This is a genomic window from Salipiger abyssi, from assembly GCF_017311415.1.
Taxonomy (GTDB): domain Bacteria; phylum Pseudomonadota; class Alphaproteobacteria; order Rhodobacterales; family Rhodobacteraceae; genus Salipiger; species Salipiger abyssi_A.
This window is the reverse complement of sequence record NZ_JAEKIS010000003.1, coordinates 1-18,053: the sequence shown is the minus strand read 5'-3', so window position 1 is coordinate 18,053 and position 18,053 is coordinate 1. Positions and strand designations below refer to the sequence as shown.

At 65.1% G+C, this 18,053-nt stretch carries 17 protein-coding genes; 10 read left to right on the top strand and 7 right to left on the bottom strand.

What is annotated here, in order from left to right:
• Positions 1–77 precede the first annotated feature (77 nt).
• On the top strand, positions 78–1,850 hold the full coding sequence (locus tag I6N89_RS05145; protein WP_207017148.1) for a SulP family inorganic anion transporter: 1,773 nt from the start codon (positions 78–80) through the stop codon (positions 1,848–1,850).
• Here I6N89_RS05145 and I6N89_RS05140 read toward each other — a convergent pair.
• Together I6N89_RS05140 and hemE are read right to left on the bottom strand one after the other, a co-directional pair.
• The gene (locus I6N89_RS05140) at positions 1,797–2,516 is read right to left on the bottom strand and encodes a metallophosphoesterase (protein WP_207017147.1); all 720 of its coding nucleotides are present in this window, start codon (positions 2,514–2,516) and stop codon (positions 1,797–1,799) included. The two genes, I6N89_RS05145 and I6N89_RS05140, sit on opposite strands and share 54 nt — an antisense overlap.
• 146 nt (positions 2,517–2,662) lie before the next feature.
• Entirely contained in the window at positions 2,663–3,694 is a 1,032-nt protein-coding gene (hemE, locus tag I6N89_RS05135; RefSeq protein ID WP_207017146.1) for a uroporphyrinogen decarboxylase, read from the bottom strand.
• 89 nt (positions 3,695–3,783) lie between these two features.
• Here hemE and hemC point away from each other — a divergent pair, with 89 nt between their 5' ends.
• The gene (gene hemC / locus I6N89_RS05130) at positions 3,784–4,746 is read left to right on the top strand and encodes a hydroxymethylbilane synthase (protein ID WP_207017145.1); all 963 of its coding nucleotides are present in this window, start codon (positions 3,784–3,786) and stop codon (positions 4,744–4,746) included.
• Positions 4,747–4,903: 157 nt separating this feature from the next.
• On the opposite strand, the gene I6N89_RS05125 is transcribed toward hemC, so the two are convergent.
• The gene (locus I6N89_RS05125; RefSeq protein ID WP_207017144.1) at positions 4,904–5,890 is read right to left on the bottom strand and encodes a quinone oxidoreductase family protein; all 987 of its coding nucleotides are present in this window, start codon (positions 5,888–5,890) and stop codon (positions 4,904–4,906) included.
• A 203-nt stretch (positions 5,891–6,093) separates the two neighbouring features.
• Between I6N89_RS05125 and I6N89_RS05120 the strand changes: the two genes are divergently transcribed.
• A complete protein-coding gene (locus I6N89_RS05120; protein WP_207017143.1) occupies positions 6,094–6,948 on the top strand; it encodes a DUF2189 domain-containing protein in 855 nt (284 codons plus the stop codon).
• A 32-nt stretch (positions 6,949–6,980) separates the two neighbouring features.
• Here I6N89_RS05120 and I6N89_RS05115 read toward each other — a convergent pair whose 3' ends face one another.
• Together I6N89_RS05115 and I6N89_RS05110 are read right to left on the bottom strand one after the other, a co-directional pair.
• Entirely contained in the window at positions 6,981–7,964 is a 984-nt protein-coding gene (locus I6N89_RS05115; RefSeq protein WP_207017142.1) for an NAD(P)H-quinone oxidoreductase, read from the bottom strand.
• A gap of 19 nt (positions 7,965–7,983) precedes the next feature.
• Positions 7,984–8,670 (bottom strand): COQ9 family protein, encoded by a 687-nt coding sequence (locus I6N89_RS05110; protein ID WP_207017141.1) that lies wholly within the window; start codon positions 8,668–8,670, stop codon positions 7,984–7,986.
• A gap of 115 nt (positions 8,671–8,785) precedes the next feature.
• Between I6N89_RS05110 and rpsU the strand changes: the two genes are divergently transcribed.
• Both rpsU and I6N89_RS05100 read left to right on the top strand, forming a co-directional pair.
• Positions 8,786–8,992: a 30S ribosomal protein S21 gene (gene rpsU, locus I6N89_RS05105; RefSeq protein ID WP_007818122.1), complete on the top strand. Its 207-nt coding sequence runs from the start codon at positions 8,786–8,788 to the stop codon at positions 8,990–8,992.
• A 215-nt stretch (positions 8,993–9,207) separates the two neighbouring features.
• Positions 9,208–10,551 (top strand): alpha/beta hydrolase, encoded by a 1,344-nt coding sequence (locus I6N89_RS05100; protein ID WP_207017140.1) that lies wholly within the window; start codon positions 9,208–9,210, stop codon positions 10,549–10,551.
• Positions 10,552–10,618: 67 nt separating this feature from the next.
• On the opposite strand, the gene serA is transcribed toward I6N89_RS05100, so the two are convergent.
• Positions 10,619–12,214, bottom strand: a complete 1,596-nt coding sequence (serA, locus tag I6N89_RS05095; RefSeq protein ID WP_076697629.1) for a phosphoglycerate dehydrogenase — start codon at positions 12,212–12,214, stop codon at positions 10,619–10,621.
• Between the two features lie 140 nt (positions 12,215–12,354).
• Positions 12,355–13,509, bottom strand: coding sequence for a phosphoserine transaminase (locus I6N89_RS05090; RefSeq protein ID WP_207017139.1), 1,155 nt, complete (start codon positions 13,507–13,509; stop codon positions 12,355–12,357).
• A 350-nt stretch (positions 13,510–13,859) separates the two neighbouring features.
• Between I6N89_RS05090 and I6N89_RS05085 the strand changes: the two genes are divergently transcribed.
• The 5 genes from I6N89_RS05085 to I6N89_RS05065 all read left to right on the top strand — a co-directional run bounded on the left by I6N89_RS05085 (position 13,860) and on the right by I6N89_RS05065 (position 17,811).
• The gene (locus tag I6N89_RS05085; RefSeq protein ID WP_207017138.1) at positions 13,860–14,726 is read left to right on the top strand and encodes a hypothetical protein; all 867 of its coding nucleotides are present in this window, start codon (positions 13,860–13,862) and stop codon (positions 14,724–14,726) included.
• A gap of 271 nt (positions 14,727–14,997) precedes the next feature.
• Entirely contained in the window at positions 14,998–16,326 is a 1,329-nt protein-coding gene (locus I6N89_RS05080; RefSeq protein ID WP_207017137.1) for a plasmid recombination protein, read from the top strand.
• The gene (locus I6N89_RS05075; protein ID WP_207017136.1) at positions 16,323–16,676 is read left to right on the top strand and encodes a hypothetical protein; all 354 of its coding nucleotides are present in this window, start codon (positions 16,323–16,325) and stop codon (positions 16,674–16,676) included. The genes I6N89_RS05080 and I6N89_RS05075 overlap by 4 nt, the downstream gene beginning before the upstream one ends.
• Positions 16,673–17,254: a hypothetical protein gene (locus I6N89_RS05070; protein ID WP_207017135.1), complete on the top strand. Its 582-nt coding sequence runs from the start codon at positions 16,673–16,675 to the stop codon at positions 17,252–17,254. Before I6N89_RS05075 ends, I6N89_RS05070 begins: the two co-directional genes overlap by 4 nt.
• Complete coding sequence (locus I6N89_RS05065; protein WP_207017134.1) at positions 17,251–17,811, top strand: metallophosphoesterase; 561 nt, start codon at positions 17,251–17,253, stop codon at positions 17,809–17,811. Before I6N89_RS05070 ends, I6N89_RS05065 begins: the two co-directional genes overlap by 4 nt.
• Positions 17,812–18,053 lie beyond the last annotated feature (242 nt).

Sequence of the window (18,053 nt, the reverse complement as noted above, 5' to 3'; positions counted from 1 at the left end):
TGTGTTTTGAATATATCTACGCCGCAAAGGGCGACTCCCCCGTTGCCCGTCTCTGACCGAATTGCAGGACAGCCCTCATGAATGTGCCCCGCCCCTCCCGCGATCTGCTGACACGCTACCTGCCGATCCTGACCTGGGCCAAAACCTACAACCGCGACACCGCGACCTCGGACCTCGTGGCGGCGGTGATCGTGACGATCATGCTGATCCCGCAATCTCTGGCCTACGCCCTGCTCGCCGGCCTGCCCGCCGAGATGGGGCTTTACGCCTCGATCCTGCCGCTGGTGGCCTATGCGATCTTCGGCACCTCGCGGGCGCTGGCGGTCGGGCCGGTGGCGGTGGTGTCGCTGATGACGGCGGCAGCCATCGGCCAGCTCGGGCTGACCTCACCGGCGGAGATCGCTCTGGCCGCGATCACGCTGGCCTTCATCTCCGGCGTGTTCCTGACGCTGCTCGGGGTGCTGAAACTGGGTTTTCTGGCCAATTTCCTCTCCCACCCGGTCATCGCCGGCTTCATCACCGCCTCGGGCATCCTGATCGCCGCCTCCCAGCTCAAGCATATTTTCGGCATCGAAGCGGGCGGTCACACGCTGGTCGAGCTGGTCCGGTCGATCTTCGAACATCTGGGCGAGACCAATCTCATCACGCTGGTCATCGGCGTGGCGGCCACCGCCTTCCTGTTCTGGGTCCGCAAGGGGCTCAAGCCGCTGCTGATCAAGGCCGGCCTGTCGAAACGCATGGCCGATATCTTTGCCAAGGCCGGCCCGGTCGCCGCCGTCGTCGTGACGACGCTGGTCGCGTGGATCTTTGGCCTGGGCGACAAGGGCGTCCGGCTGGTGGGCGAGGTGCCCATGGGGCTGCCGCCGCTCTCCGCCCCCTCCTTCGATCCGGGCATGTGGCAGACGCTGCTGCTGCCCGCCGTGCTGATCTCGATCATCGGCTTCGTCGAGTCGGTCTCGGTGGCGCAGACCCTCGCCGCCAAGCGCCGCCAGCGCATCGACCCCGACCAGGAGCTGATCGGCCTCGGCACCTCCAATATCGCCTCGGCGGTCACCGGCGGTTTTCCGGTGACGGGGGGCTTTTCCCGCTCGGTGGTGAATTTCGACGCCGGCGCCGAAACGCCTGCGGCCGGCGCCTATACCGCCGTCGGCATCGGCATCGCCACGCTGGTGCTGACGCCGCTGCTCTATTTCCTGCCCAAGGCGACGCTGGCCGCGACGATCATCGTGGCAGTGCTGAGCCTTGTGGATTTCTCGATCCTGAAAAAAACCTGGCGCTACTCCAAGGTGGATTTCACCGCCGTCTCCGCCACCATCGTGCTGACCCTGCTGGTCGGCGTCGAGATGGGCGTTTCGGCAGGCGTGCTGCTGTCGATCTTCCTGCATCTCTACAAGACCTCGAAACCGCATGTGGCAGAGGTCGGGCTGGTGCCTGGCACCCATCACTTCCGCAATGTAAAACGCCACACGGTCGAGACCCTGCCCGGCGTGCTGACCCTGCGGGTGGACGAGAGCCTCTATTTCGTCAACGCGCGCTTCCTGGAGGATTACGTGCTGGAACGGGTCGCGGAATGCGAGAACCTCAACCATGTGGTGCTGATGTTCCCCGCCGTGAACGAGGTCGACATGAGCGCACTGGAGACGCTCGAAGAGCTCAACCGCCGGCTCTCGGAACAGGGCATCAGGATGCACCTGACAGAGATCAAGGGCCCGGTGATGGACCGCCTGAAACGCTCGCATTTCCTGCACGATCTCTCGGGCCAGGTCTTTCTGTCGCAATATGACGCGTGGTGCGCGCTAAAGCCGGACGCGCCCATGGGATCCCAGCAGAAAAACCTCGCCGCCCAATAGCAGCGCCGGGTAGAGCGGGTTTCCATAGCCCGCTCCGCCGTCCATATTGAGCCGGTTCGCATAGAGATGCGGCACGTCGATGGCAGTGTGCCCATGCACCACCAGCCTGCCATAGTCGCGCGTATCGTTCAGAAAGGCGCGACGGATCCAAAGCAGATCGTCCTCGCTTTGCTCGGCAATCGGAACCCCCGGGCGGAGCCCCGCATGCACAAAGATCTGCTGCTCCGTCTCGTAGACCCGGGGCAGCGCCGCCAGCCAGTCGCGATGCGCCTGCGGCACGGCGGCGACGGCATCGGCATGGATCTCCTTGGGATCGCGGCGCGGATCAGCATCGACCCCGTAGGAGGCCAGCGTCTTGTCGCCCCCGATGGGCGGGTCGGTATAGAAATGCGGATTGCGCGTCTGCGGATCCTGATAGAACGGGTTCTCCAGATAGCGCAGGAAAAACCGGTCGTGATTGCCCATGAGGCAGATCCAGCTCAACCCGAGCGACTGGCCCCGCATCAGCGTCTCGATCACCGCGCTGCTTTCAGGGCCGCGATCCACGAAATCGCCCAGAAACACCACCGGTGCGCCCGCCTCCGGATCCTCGACGATATAATCGAGCGCCTGCTGAAGCTGCGAAAGCTGGCCGTGAATATCGCCCACGGCAAAGATGGGGGGCATGGACGCATCCTTTCTGGTGCCGACTAGATGCCGCGCGCCACGCTACGGCGCAACCCACTCCGGTGCGAACGGCGGCAGACCGGGCTCAGCATTGCGTGATCCCGGGCACACCAGCCGCCCCAGACGCCGCGCACCGCCCAGGGGCGTCAGGCGCCCGCGCGCACCGTGTCGATCATCAGCTGCACGTTTTCGGGGTCGGCATCCGGCGTGATCCCGTGGCCGAGATTGAAGATATGCGGCCCGTTCGAGAACGCCTTCACCACACGCCTTGTCTCGTCGACCAGCGCCTGCCCGCCGGTCACCATATGCGAGGAGGCGAGATTGCCCTGCACGCAGCCATCCACCTGCACATGCTCCGCCGCCCATTCCGGCGTCACGCTGTCATCCACGGCTACGCAATCGGCGCCGGTGGCCTGATGGAAGCCGACATAGCCCTGCCCCGCCTGACGCGGAAAGACGATGACCGGCAGGCCGGGATGCCGCGCCTTCAGCTCCTGCGTGATGATCCGCGCGGGCTCCAGCGCGTAGCGGGTAAAATCCTCGCCTTCCAGCGAGCCCGCCCAGCTGTCGAAGAGCTTCACCACCTCGGCCCCGGCCTCGACCTGCGCAGACAGATAGTCGATCGTCGACTCTGTCAGCCGCTCGATGATCTTCTCGAAGAGCGCCCGGCTCTCCGCCTTCAGCGCATGCGCCGGCCCCTGATCGGGGGTGCCGCGCCCGGCGATCATATAGGTGGCCACCGTCCAGGGCGCCCCGGCGAAACCGATAAGCGTGGTCTCCTCCGGCAGCTCCCGGCTCAGGATCCGCACCGTCTCGTAGATCGGGTTCAGCGTGTCGTGGATCATCTCGCCGCGCCCGAGCCTGTCGAACTCCGCGTCGCTGGTGATGGTCGAGAGCCGCGGCCCCTCGCCGGTCACGAACCACAGATCGGCGCCCAGCGCCTGCGGCAGCAGCAGGATATCGGCAAAGAGGATCGCCGCATCGAACCCATAGCGCCGGATCGGCTGAAGCGTCACCTCGGCGGCCAGTTCCGGATTGTAGCACAGCGACAGGAAATCGCCGGCCTGCGCCCGTGTGGCGCGGTATTCCGGCAGATAGCGCCCGGCCTGCCGCATCATCCAGATCGGCGGCGTGGGCAGGGTTTCTCCGGCCAGCGCCCGCAGGATCGTCTTGGTCATCTCGCAGCCTCCCAATCGCGTCGCAGGCGGCAATATGTCAATTCGCGCCCCATTGCCACAGCCATTCCCGCGACATAAAGCTTCGCCCCATGACGATGACCCTGCCCACCCCCGCCCAGCCGCTGAAGATCGGCACCCGCGGTTCGCCGCTGGCGCTGGCCCAGGCCCATGAGACCCGCGACCGCCTCGCCGCCGCCTTCGGGCTGGCGGCGGAGGCCTTCGAGATCGTGGTGATCAGGACCACCGGCGACGACCGCAGCATGATCGCCGCCGACCGGCCGCTGAAGGAGATCGGCAACAAGGGGCTCTTCACCAAGGAGATCGAAGAGCAGCTTCTGGCCGGCGGCATCGACATCGCGGTACATTCGATGAAGGACATGCCGGTCGAACAGCCCGCCGGGCTGGTGCTCGACTGCTACCTGCCGCGCGAGGATGTGCGCGACGCCTTCATCTCTCCCGGTCATGCCGGGCTTGCGGCACTGCCCCCGGGCACCGTTGTCGGCACCTCCTCGCTGCGCCGCCGCGCCCAGCTGCTGAGCCGCCGCCCCGATCTCACGGTGGTCGAGTTCCGCGGCAATCTGCAAACCCGGCTGAAAAAGCTCGAAAACGGCACCGCCGCCGCCACCTTCCTCGCCATGGCCGGTCTGAACCGCATGGGCATGTCAGGCGAGGTGCCGATGACGGCGATGTCCCCCGAAGAGATGCTGCCGGCGGTGGCGCAGGGCGCCATCGGCATCGAGCGCCGCGAAAACGATCCCCGCGCCCGCGACATGCTGGCCCGGATCCATGACAGCGAGACCGCCACCCGCCTCGCCGCCGAACGCGCCTTCCTGGCCGAGCTCGACGGCTCCTGCGAAACCCCGATCGCCGGGCTCGCCGAGCTCGACGGCACCAGCCTGCGGCTGCGCGGCGAGATCCTCTCACCGGACGGCAGCGCCGCCTATTCGGGCGAGCTCACAGGCCCCGCGACCGACGGCGCCGATCTCGGTCGCCAGCTCGCCCGCGATCTGCTGACGCAAGCCGGCCCGGGCTTCTTCGCCTGGCGCGACTGATCCCGCCGGGCCAGACCATGGCGTTTCCATTGGCCTGAAATATCCCGGGGGAAAGCGCGCCCCGGCGCGCGAGGGGGCAGCGCCCCCACTCCGCCCGGGGCCGCCACAGGCGGCGCCGGGCTCAGACAAGCGCGCCCGGCACGGGCGCACATCGCGCTCAGCTCAGCGTCAGGATCGTCTGGCCGGTGGTGCGCCGCGCCTCCAGCACCCGATGCGCCTCCGCCACGTCCTCCAGCGGGAAACGCTGGTCGATGCGGATCTTCACCTCCTCCGCCAGCACCTTGGAAAACAGCATCGCCGCCATCTCCTGGCAGGCGTCGTGATCGGCGATATGGGTAAAGAGCGTCGGCCGCGTCACCTTGAGCGAGCCCTTCTGTGCCAGCAGACCGAGATTGAACGCCTCCACCGCACCCGAGGCATTGCCGAAGGACATCATCATCCCCAGCGGCTTCAGACAATCGAGCGAGCCCTCGAAGGTCGCCTTGCCCACCGAATCCATCACCGCGTCCACGCCCTTGCCGCCGGTCAGGTCGCGCACCTGCGCCACCCAGTCCTCGGTGGCATAGTTGATACAGGCATCCGCCCCGTGCTCCAGCGCCAGCGCGCATTTCTCGTCCGAGCCAGCGGTGCCGATCAGCCGGATGCCCTCGGATTTCGCCCATTGGCAGGCGATCAGCCCGACGCCCCCGGCGGCGGCGTGAAACAGCACCGTATCCCCGGCTTTCAAGGGCGTGGTGCGGTGAAAGAGATACTGCACGGTCATGCCCTTCAGCATCATCGCCGCGCCCTCCTCGAAGGGGATCCCGTCGGGCAGCTTGCAGACCTGCGCCGCCGGCATCACCCGCGCCTCGGTATAGGCACCGGGCGGCATGGCAGCATAGGCGGCGCGGTCGCCCGCAGCGAGATGGCTCACCCCCTCGCCCACCGCCTCGACAATGCCCGCCCCCTCCATGCCCAGCGCATGCGGCAGCGTCATCGGATAGAGCCCCGAGCGCTGGTAGCAGTCGATGAAGTTCAGCCCGCAGGCGGCGTGGCGGATGCGGATCTCGCCCGGCCCCGGCTCGCCCACCGGCAGATCTGCGAGCTTGAGCTTTTCCGGCCCGCCATGTTCCTCAATGATCACCGTTCTCGCCGTTCCGGCCATGATCCTCTCCTCTGTCTCAGGCATCTGTTACCGCGAACCCTGCGCTGCCCTGCGCAGGGGTACAAGGGGGCACAAGACCTCGTGAACGCGGCAGCGCCCGATCCGTGCTACCCTGATCGGCACGCGGCGCCGGTCGGTCCGGCCCGCCCGCGTGCCGGCCGGGCCGGCCTGGCGTCTCCCGCAACGCCAGAGGGAGGAGACCCATGGCCCAAACGATCGGAAACCCGCTATCCTGGACTGCGCAGCGCCTGAGCGGCGCCGGCGGCCACCTCGCCGCCGCCTCGCGCGAGCTGGGCAGCCAGGACGCCGCCGAACCGCAGGTCCGGCAGATGCAGATGTCGGATATCGGCGCATCGCTGCGCGCCGGATGGGAGGATTTCCAGGCCTGTCGCAGCGACGTGATGTTCCTCGTCCTCGTCTACCCGGTGGTCGGCCTGTTGCTGATCGCCCTCGGCTTCCGGATGGAGCTGCTGCCGCTGCTCTTCCCGCTGATCTCGGGCTTTGCCATCCTCGGCCCGGTCGCGGCGGTGGGACTCTACGAGATGAGCCGTCAGCGCGAGATGGGCGAACACCCCCGCTGGGGCCATGCCTTTGCCGTGCTGCGTGCGCCCGGTTTCGGTGCCGTTCTCGTGATGGGGATCTATCTCGCGGCGCTCTTCACAGCCTGGATGCTTACCGCCGCCGAGATCCATCGCGCCACCATGGGCACCGCCACGCCCGACAGCCTGAGTGCCTTCGCGGCGCAGGTCACTTCCACACCGGGCGGCTGGGCGCTGATCGTAATCGGTTGCGCGGTGGGCTTTCTCTTCGCACTGGCGGCGCTGGCCACTTCGGTGGTGTCCTTCCCGCTGGTGCTCGACCGCCCGGTCGGCGCGCCGGTGGCGGTGGCCACCTCGATCCGCGTGCTGAAGCAGAACCCGCGCGTGGTGCTGAGCTGGGGCGCGCTGATCGCCGTGCTGATGGTGCTCGCCGCGATCCCGCTGCTTTTGGGCTTCATCGTGGTGCTGCCGGTGCTCGGCCATGCGAGCTGGCATTTCTACCGCCGCGCCGTGGCGTAGGGCGGGTTTCACCCCCCCTTTCGCCTGCCGCCTCAGGCGACCTTCAACACGATCTTACCCACATGCGCGGAGCTTTCCATACGCGCATGTGCCTGCGCGGCATCCTCCAGCGCAAACTCCGAATCCATCACCGGCGCCACCTTGCCCGCGTCGAGCAGCGGCCAGACCTCCTCGCGCAGCGCCGCCGCGATGCGCGCCTTGGCCAGATCGCTCTGCGGGCGCAGTGTCGAGCCGGTGATCGTCAGCCGCCGCATCATGACATGGGCAAAGTTCAGCTCGATCTTCGGCCCCTGAAGGAAGGCGATCTGCACCAGCCGCCCCTCATCCGCCAGCGCCTTGACGTTGCGCGGCAGGTAATCGCCGCCCACCATGTCGAGGATCAGGTTCGCCCCGCCCTCGCCGCGCAGGATATCGACGAAATCCTCATCGCGGTAGTTGATCGCCCGCTCGGCGCCAAGCGCGGTGCAGGCGGCGCATTTCTCCGCCGAGCCGGCAGTGGCAAAGACCCGCGCCCCGAAGGCCGAGGCGAGCTGGATCGCCGTGGTGCCGATGCCGGAGGAGCCGCCATGCACCAGAAAGCGCTCGCCGGCCTGCAAGCCGCCGCGCTGGAAGACGTTGGACCAGACGGTAAAGAAGGTCTCGGGCAGGCAGGCCGCCTCGCGCAGCGCCATACCTTCGGGCACCGGCAGGCAATGGGCGGCAGGCGTCGCGACGTAGTCCGCATAACCGCCCCCCGGCAGCAGCGCGCAGACGCTGTCGCCAATGGCGGGCCAGCTCACCCCCGGCCCCACCGACACCACCTCGCCCGAGGCTTCGAGCCCCGGCAGATCGCTGGCGCCCTTGGGCGGCGCATAGCTGCCCGCGCGCTGGAGCGCGTCGGGCCGGTTCACCCCGGCCCAGGCGACACGGATCACCACCTCGCCATGCCCGGCGCCGGGCACGGGCCGGTCCGTCAGGCGCAGCACATCAGGGCCGCCGGGTTCCGAAATCTCGACGGCGCGCATGCTGTCAGTCATGTAGTTTTCCCAAATGCTCTTATCTCGGGGCGGTCCAGCCGCCCGGCAAATCGTTCTCGCGCGTCGATCGCGGCGCGCGGATGCTGCTTAGCACCCGTTCGGGGCCTGCGAAAACCCGTTTCAGCAGCCGGTTGTCGCGCATCCGGGCCTTTGTCTGCTCGATTCGCATCACATCCTCGATACGGCGGTCGAGAAACTCCCAGGTCGCGTGGTGATCGGGCGAATCGTCGCCCAGCCAATAGAGCACCGTCGAGGAATAGACCCCGCTCAACGTCGCGCGCTTGGTGTACCAGTTGAAATCGCGGGCGGTGTCGCCGAGCGCGCCCCAGATCCGGTCTGCCGTGCACCAGATCAGCTTGGCGCCGTCGGGCGCATAGATCGGCAACGCAAAGAGCGTCGTGCCGCGCCGAACCGCCTCGCGGTCCTTGACCACCTCGATCCGCGTGCGCACCGCGCGCGTGACCTTGTCACGATATCGGAGCCCGTCATCGTCAAGTTCCCGAAGCCGCGTGATCATGGCGTCGTCGCCGCGCTTGTGAAACGCAACCGCCATGTCCACCGCGCCCCGCGGATAGAGCCCCCGGGCTACCACCGGGTCAATCTCCGCATCCGTCACCGCCGCGCGGAAGGTCGTTTCCGACCAGCCATCGAAGGCGACATGGTTCAGCGCCGCATCCAGCAGGCGCCCAGCTATGTCATCTGTCATGGGGCCTCTCCTTCGACTCAATACATAGGAGTCTAGACAATTCTGCCAAGGCGCGCTATACGGGCGCTTCCTGCAATTCCTTGCAACTCAAACTTAGAAAGGTGGTGAAAACCACATGCAGGTTAGTGTTCGCGACAACAACGTCGATCAGGCGCTCCGCGCCCTGAAGAAGAAGCTGCAGCGCGAAGGCGTGTTCCGTGAAATGAAGCTTCGGCAGCATTTCGAGAAACCGTCCGAGAAAAAAGCACGCGAAAAGGCCGAGGCGATCCGCCGTGCCCGCAAGCTGGCACGCAAGAAAGCCCAGCGCGAAGGTCTCCTCTGAGATCTCGCCGCCTGAGGTCACGCAGCTGACCTTCCGACACAGAAGACGACCCCCGGGGCTGCCGCCTTTCGGGGGTTTGTCATTTCCTGGGGATCCCATTTCAGGGGAAAGACCCCGCAAAGCCCCTATAGGTTGCAGAAATCCGTGATAGGCTCGCGCCGGACTGCCGCATGATTTTGCGGTGGCCGCGATATTGTCCCGACAGGATTTCCGACATGACCGATGGCATTTCCATTCTGATCCTCGTGCTGCTGGCGGCGGTGGTCGCCGTGGCGCTGATCCGGCGTAAGCCGCCCCGCCCGAAAACCGACAAGCCGCCCAAGCCCCCGGAGGCCCAGGCGCCGAAACCGTCCGAGACAGGGGATGACGCGGAGGAGATGGCCCCGCCCCCCTTCGAACCAGAGTGGGAACGCGAGGAAACGCCGCCCGAAGACGCCCCCAGCTGGGAGCGGGAAACCGCCGCGCCCGAGCCCGAATTCGCGCCTCCCATGCCGGCGCCGATGCCAGAAATGGCAGCTCCGGTGGACAACCGTTACTGGGTACAGCGGCTGTTCTTCGGCACCGACCGCAATGTCGAGACCCAGGAGGAGACCGGCCCCGTCTTTGGGCACAGGCGCGCCAATGCGCTGACGCTCGGCCATACCGACATCACCATTCCGCGCGAGGCGCACCGGCTGGGCAATGTGGAACGCCCCAAGGAGATCACGCTCTTCAAGGTCACCCTGTGGAAGCAGACCGAGGATCCCGCCAAGCACTTCACCGTGCACAAGACCGAGATCCTGAGCGAGACCGCCTTTACCGGCATGGCCGCAGAGGCCGCTCACAGCGCCGAGACCTATGCCAATACCGCCTTTGTCTTCATCCACGGTTTCAACACCACCTTTGCCGAGGCGATGTTCCGCGCCGCGCAGCTTGCCCATGATCTCGGCTTCGACGGGCCGGCCTTTGCCTATAGCTGGCCTTCGGTGGGCGAGACGCTGGATTATGTGACTGACATGGACAGCGCCGACAACGCGGTCACCTTTATCGACCAGTTCCTGGAGATCGTCTTCAACGTGCCCGGCGTCGAAAAAGTCCACCTCGTCGCGCATTCCATGGGCAACGCCGCGCTGGCACAGCTACTCACGCATGCAGGCACGAAGCTCAGCCAGCGGGGCCGCGCCATCGAGCAGCTTGTGCTCGCCGCGCCGGATCTGGATGCCGGCGAGTTCGGCAATATCCACAGCCACTTCACCGCCGCCGCCAGGGGCGTCACACTCTATGCCTGCGCCTCGGACCGTGCGCTGCTGGCGGCGCAGAAGATCCGTGGCGATTACATAAGGCTCGGCGATGTGGGGCCGGAGGGGCCGATGGTGGTGCCGGGCGTCGATTCCATCGACGTCAGCGCGGTGGGCACCGATCTGTTTTCGCTCAACCACAATGTCTATGCGCAGGATCGCGGCGTGCTCGACGATCTCGGCGCGCTGTTCCTGACCGGGCAGCGCCCGCCCCGGCTGCGCATGCCGACGCTGGAGGAGATCGCCGGGCAGAGGGGTATCTACTGGCGCATGCCGCGCTGACCCCAGCCACGACACGAAAAAGGGGCGCCGAAACCGGCGCCCCTTTGCATGTCCGACCGGTGCGGCCTCAGGCCACGTCGAATTGCAGCGGCTTGACCTGCTTGAAGAGACCGGTCGCCTTCAGCGCATCGACGACGCTCGGATCCAGCGCCTCGTCGAGATAGGAGATGGCGATGGCCTGGCCACCCTGCTTGGACCGGCCAAGGGTGAAGTTTGCGAGGTTCACCTTGTGCTCGCCCAGCATCGTACCCAGCGTACCGATGATCCCCGGCATGTCCTCGTTGGTGGTGTAGAGCATGTGCTCGCCCACCTCGGCGTCGATATTGATGCCCTTGATCTGGATGAAGCGCGGCTTGCCGTCCGAGAACACCGTGCCGGCAATCGAGCGCTCGCGCTTCGCGGTCACCATGGTCACCTTGATATAGCCCTCGAACACGCCCGACTGTTCCTGACGGGTGGTCGAGATCTGGATGCCGCGCTCCTTCGCGATCACCGGGGCGGAGACCATGTTCACCTCGGGCGAGATCGACTTCATGATGCCGGCGATGGTGGCGCAGTTCAGCGCCTCCAGGTTCATCGTTGCGGCCTCGCCGTCATAAAGGATGTTGATCGCCTTGATCGGCTCGTCGGTCATCTGGCCGATGAAACCGCCGAGATGGCCGGCGACCTTAATCCACGGCCCCATGACCTTGGCTTCCTCGGCGGTCACCGAGGGCATGTTGAGCGCGTTCTGCACGGCGCCGGTCAGCAGGTAATCCGACATCTGCTCGGCCACCTGAAGCGCCACGTTCTCCTGCGCCTCGGTGGTCGAGGCACCAAGATGCGGGGTGCAGACCACGTTGGGCAGGCCGAAGAGCGGGTTCTCCGTGGCGGGCTCCTCCTTGAACACGTCAAAAGCCGCGCCGGCCACATGGCCCGACTTGATCAGCTCGGCCAGCGCCGCCTCGTCGACCAGGCCACCGCGGGCACAGTTGATGATGCGCACGCCCTTCTTGGTCTTGGCGAGGTTCTCCGCCGAGAGGATATTGCGGGTGCCGTCGGTCAGCGGCACATGCAGGGTGATGAAATCGGCGCGCTTGAGCAGCTCGTCGAGCTCGACCTTTTCCACCTGCATCTGCTGCGCCTTCTCTTCCGACAGGAAGGGATCGTAGGCCACGACCTTCATCTTCAGGCCACGGGCGCGGTCGCAGACGATGCCGCCGATATTGCCGGCACCGATCACGCCGAGGGTCTTGGCGGTCAGCTCGGTGCCCATGAACTTGGATTTCTCCCACTTGCCGGCCTGGGTCGAGGCATCGGCGGCGGGGATCTGGCGCGCCACGGCGAACATCAGCGCGATGGCATGTTCGGCGGTGGTGATCATGTTGCCGAAGGGCGTGTTCATGACGATCACGCCTTTCTTGGAGGCCGCTTCCTTGTCGACATTGTCGGTTCCGATGCCGGCGCGACCCACGACCTTGAGCTTGGTGGCGTGCTCAAGGATGGTCGGCGTCACCTTGGTGGCCGAGCGGATGGCAAGGCCGTCATACTCGCCGATGATCTCGGCGAGCTTTTCCTTGTCCTTGCCCACATCGGGCAGGAAATCCACGTCAATGCCGCGATCGCGGAAGATCTGGACGGCGGTTTCCGAGAGCTTGTCGGAGACGAGAACTTTGGGAGCCATGGGTCTGGTCCTTTGAATATAAGGGGAGCGTCGGTGGGTTGAAAACCCACCCTACGGAGCATTTGGAACGGAGGTAGGGTGGGTCTGCGACCCACCGGTCCGGGCAAGAGATCCCGGCACGGAGGCCGGGACGGGAGGTATCACGCGGTCGCGGTCTGCTCTTCGAGCACTTCCTCGAAGGCCCATCTGATCCAGAGCGTCAGCTTCTCGACATCCGCGGCCTCGATTGTGGCACCGCACCAGACGCGCAGGCCCGCCGGGGCATCGCGATAGGCGCCGATGTCGTAGGCGGCGTTGTAATCGTCGAGCTTCTTGGCCACTGCCTTGGCAAAGGCCGCGCCGTCCTTGATCCGGTCGTCGGTGAACTTCAGGCAAACGGAGGTGTTCGAACGCGTCGCCGGATCCACCGCGAGGTTGGCCAGCCAGTCGTTGCGGTCGCAGAAATCCCACAGCACCTTGGCGTTGGTATCCGCGCGCTTCATCAGCGCGGGCAGGCCGCCGATCTTGCGCGCCCAGTCCAGCGCCACGAGGTAATCCTCGACCGCCAGCATGGAGGGCGTGTTGATCGTCTCGCCCTTGAACACGCCGTCGATCAGCTTGCCGCCCTTGGTCAGGCGGAAGATCTTCGGCAGCGGCCAGGCGGGGGTGTAGCTTTCCAGACGCTCGACGGCGCGCGGGCTCAGGATCAGCATGCCGTGGGCGGCTTCACCGCCCATCACCTTCTGCCAGGAGAAGGTGGTTACATCGAGCTTGTCCCAGGGCAGATCCTGCGCAAAGGCAGCGCTGGTCGCGTCGCAGATCGTCAGGCCCTCGCGGTCGGCGGGGATCGCATCGCCATTGGGCACGCGCACGCCGGAGGTGGTGCCGTTCCAGGTGAAAACGACGTCATTGTTGAAATCGACCGTGGCGAAATCGACGATCTCGCCATACCCGGCGGTCTTCACCTCGGCGTCGATCTTGAGCTGCTTGACGACATCGGTCACCCAGCCTGCGCCAAAGCTTTCCCAGGCCAGCATCTCGGCCTTGCGGGCGCCGAGCAGCGACCAGAGCGCCATTTCGACGGCGCCGGTATCGGAGGCGGGAACGATGCCGATCTTGTAGTCGGCGGGAATGCCCAGGATCTCGCGCGTGCCCTCGATGGCGGCGGCGAGCTTTTCCTTGCCGATCTTGGCGCGGTGCGACCGACCGAGCGCCGCATCGGCGAGCATGTCCACGGAAAAATGGGGAATCTTGGCACAGGGCCCAGAAGAAAAACGCGGGTTTTCCGGCCGCGTAGCCGGGTGCTTGGTAGTCATATCTGCCTAACCTTCCAGATAGATGCCCCTCGTTGGGGAGGGGTGTCCCACCGCCGGACATACGCCTGCCCTTTAAAACAAGCAAGATCCAAAGTGGTTTGCCTTGAAGCTGGCTGCGGGAAACTCCGGAACGTTGAGGGAACATCATCCCCGGATTGGCACAAATCTGACACAGCGATCTTTCGGACCGGGGCAGGAAATCAAGCCGTTTGGCAAGGTCTGACGGCAGGTTTCCCGCCTATTGGCACGCGCTGCGACACCTCCCTGCGCCTTGCCGATTTTCGGGCCCACAGGACCACTGCCCGGGATGGATTTCATCCCAGTGGCGCCTCTGAGAAGAGGGCAGCGCGATGAGCTATCACGTCGAAGCGCTCTGCGACCGCCGCAGATTCGGCAGCGCCGCCCGCAAGCAGATCGCCATGTACCTCGCGAACAAGGCGAGCGACGACGGGGCCGGGATCTGGTGTTCGAAACACACAATCGCGCGGCACACGGAGCTGAGCCTCGCCACCGTCAAACGGACGATCCGTGATTTCCTCGACGAGGGCTTGCTGGTCAAAACCGGCGAACGGCGGGCCTGCGATCACGGCCATACCGTCGTCTATCGCCTCGTCCTCGAAGCGGTTTCCGAACTGGACTCCCTGCTGCCCACAAGGGGGCCCAAGGAGACCGGGGTCACGGTGAACCCGGTTCACGATGATACCCCAAGGGGGGTCACGGTGACCCCTCGTCGGGGTTCACCACGACCCCCTAACAACCCTGGGAACAATCCTATGAAACCTCCTACGCGCGCAGAGGCGCGCGAGGCGGAGGAGGTGGATCTGGAGAAGATCTGGGCGGCTTACCCCTCCGACCGTCGCCGGGACCGCCCGGGCTGTCGCCGCCACCTCGCAGAGGCGCTAGGCGACGCGTCGTTCGAAGAGCTGGCTGCCGCTGCCGCTGCGTACGCCGCCGAATCCGATGGCTACACGCGCTCGAAGGTGTGCTTCCTCGACAACTGGCTGCGGCTCGGAAAATGGCGGCGGCACGTGGATGCGCTGCGGCAGCAGAAGGCCACATCATCGGAGAGTGCCGAGAAGATCCTGAGACAGGTCGCTGGCTGGGTGAAGACCCGCCACGGGATGTGCCGGCACGTGACAAGCGGCCAGGTCACAGCCGCCTTGCAGCGGGGCCTGATCACGCGTGACGAAGCCAGGGCTGCCGGGGTTCTGAAATGACCTGGACACGCGACCAACGCTCCCGGAAGCGAACCAACGGCGCCGAAACGACACAAGCGCTGCCGTGTCGCCCCTTCGCCAAACACACCCGTAGCGCCCATCAGACGGCTGGCGGAGGGTGGGTTTGGCAGCCACTGAAAGTGGCTGCGATCCGGAACGGATCGGCGGCGAAGCCGCACGCGGGGTCGAGGGGCGCAGCGCCTTCGCCGACATGTTGCTCGCAACATAGTAGTCGGTCGATATTGCATTCCCCAACCGCGAGGGGCCAGTGATGAGCGGGCCTCAATTTGTTCGGTTCCAATCGTTCGCCCGCAAGCCGAATCCGGCAGGCCAGTCAGTCGGACAGGTGCTGGCCGAAGCCGCGCGCGCACCGGAGTTTTCCCTTCACGTTCAAGCTCCGAAGGATCCAAGGATCATCTTCGGAGTAGCACCGGCGGCAGTCCGGCAGCAGCACGATGAAATGCTGAATTCGGGCGGCGTCGAGGTTCGCCTGAAGGACGGTCGGACCGCGCAGAGGGCCGTCCGAAAGGACCGGCATACGATGCTGACCTGCGTCGCATCCTATCCGCTATTGTGCGAGCAGGTTGCCTCAGACAGCGAGGCGAAGGAACGCTACGACGATTGGGTCAGGCGTACGATTGACTGGCTGTCCGCGATGTACGGCGACCGATTGGTCAGCGCTGTCGAACACACCGACGAAGCGCATCCGCATGTCCACGCCTTCATCTTGCCCCTTCACGATCCTGCCTGCTCTGCGAGAGACCTGAACCCGGCATGGCAGGCGAAGACAAAGGCCGAAGCTGCTGCCCGGGAAGGCGGTCATAGCGACCGCGAAGCGGTCAAGCAGGGCAACGCTGCCTACCGGTCCAAAGCTCGTGAGGTTCAGGACGATTACCACCAGAGAGTCGGTGTACCCTGCGGTTTGACCAGGATCGGTCCGGCGCGCGAGCGCCTCTCCCGAGCGCAATGGCAAGCTCGTAAGGCCGAGGCTCGGCGCAACGCGCGTCTTCAAAGACAGTTGGATGACCGCATCGCCGGTTTGATCGACGCCGAAGCCGACCAAGCCCGGTCGCATGACGAGATGGAAACGCGCCTCGTCGGCCTTGTCGACCAGGTGGAGTCGGAGCTGAGGGCAGCGGAAACGCAACTGTCCCAAGCGGCTGAAAAGGAGCGCGAGGCCGACCACCGCCTCGCCCGAGTGAAGACGGCCGAGGCCGCCATGCAAGCGGACAAGGAGGCCCTGACCCGCGAGCGGAGGGAATTCCAGGCCGAGACGACCCGCCAGGCAACCGGCGCCGCTCGAACGACCGTCAGGACTGCGATGCGCGTGCTCGCCGGTGTGCTTGACGGTTCGGTGCGCCCCAACCGCGAGAAATCGGGCCTAAAGATCACCGATGCAGCCTTGGAACAGGACGTAGCTCGGCTTGGCATCCGTGAGGCGATCACCCCGTTGGCTCTCGCCTTCGCCAATGTCTGGGAACGGCTGTCAAACCGACTGACAAATCGTGAGCGTGCCCAAGAAGCCGAGGCTGTCCGCGCCGCCCTTAGCAGCGGCGAAGACGAGATAAATCGCCGCAAATCGAGAGGCTATCGGCCATGAATGAACTTGAAGCCAGGATCAATGAGATAAGCCGCCGAGGCGGTTCAAAGGAGGCGTCGTCCGCAGTCGACGTAGTCGCAATCAAGGATGAACTGAATGGGCACGCGGAAGCTTTGCGAGCCCAGCTTTACACGCAAAATCTGCCACTTCTCGGTCGCTTGGAAGCAGTGGAGCGCGCTCATGACGAGCTCCTCCAGCATCAGGATGACATTCATGATCTGCTTCGAGAAGCCGACAGACGCGTGCGCGCCTTGAGGGTCTGGGGAGTCGCGATCCTCATCAGCACCACGTTACTATCATTCCTGGGTTTTGCAGCTGTGCTGCTGATTGCCCGAGGTGGCCTTTCATGACCGGTAGTAAGCAACACTCCTTGACCGCCAAAGGTCGCCCCCTGGTCAGCTTTCGCGGGCGAGTCATCTCGGTCGCGGATCGCATCACTCATCACCGGAGCACGGGGCGGCATTCTCACTCCACCATCAGCTCGCTACCCGAAGTATGGATCGCCGATGCCAGCGGTCGCGAGCTGCCTTTCCGCGATGAAACCCTCGACCACTGCAGGGCGGGGCATGAGATCGTGATCATCGGCGATCGCGCAGCGGACCGCGTTCTTGCAATGCGCAATCTCTCGACCACCGAAACTTGGTTCTCACCCAGCGTCAGCACTCTGCCGGTGAACGGAGCTCATGTGTTCACGATCATCTTCACCTGCTTTTCACTGGCTTGCATGACCTGGTTCATCACGATGATCTTGTTAGGCGAGCCGTCTGTGCGAGACAGCGTCTGGGAAGACATCGGCCGTACCTCTTGCTACTTGATCGCCGTTGCTGTGGGTTGCTGGGGTCCCGAAAAGGCACGGACCTATGCCAACGAGCGGACCGCGACCCTGCGCGCGCAGATCGAGGCGACAATCGAGGAAGCGATAAAGTGACCCATTGGTACACCGCCGACCTTCACCTCGGGCATGAGAACATCATCCCCTTCTCCGGGCGACCGTTCCGTCACGCTGGTCACATGGATGCCGTCCTGATCGCCAATCTGTGGGAGAAGGTCGGGCACGATGATGACCTTTGGATCATCGGTGACTTCGCCTTCGGCCCCAAGGCCAAGGACGAAGATTGGCTTACGATGATCTTCGGCCAGCTCCCCGGTGCACGCCGCCACCTGGTCGTCGGCAACCATGATGGGCCGCTAACCCAGAGCCTGCCGTGGGATAGCGTCGACTTGATGTGCGAGGTCGAAGATCCCGCTGCGTCTTTGCCGATCACGCTCTGCCACTATCCCATGATGACGTGGCACCATGCGCGCAAAGGAGCTCTGCACCTGTTCGGCCACGTTCACCATGGCTGGCCCGGAAGCTCGAACAGCGTAAATGTCGGCGTCGACGTTTGGGATTTCTTTCCCGTCACGGCGCAAGAGGCAGTACACAGAGCACGCAAGATGTCAGCTCACAAGCATTGGGCCGATGTTGAGCCGAGGGTACGATGACGCCCCCGTGGCCTGGGACCCTTGGTCATCGGTCCGCAATCGCACCGCGCGCAGCGCCTATCTGCAGGTCGCCCTACATCGGCATTCGCCTCCCGGGCAGATGCGACCAGACACAAACAGATTGGGCGTATTCCGTTGAAAAACTCGTGCTTGATCGCGGTGCCTCTGGCTGATTCAATTCCCTCACTGGGTGGGAGGATCGGCAATGATGGGACCGCGGCAGGAGGCGCAGCCGGCGCTGT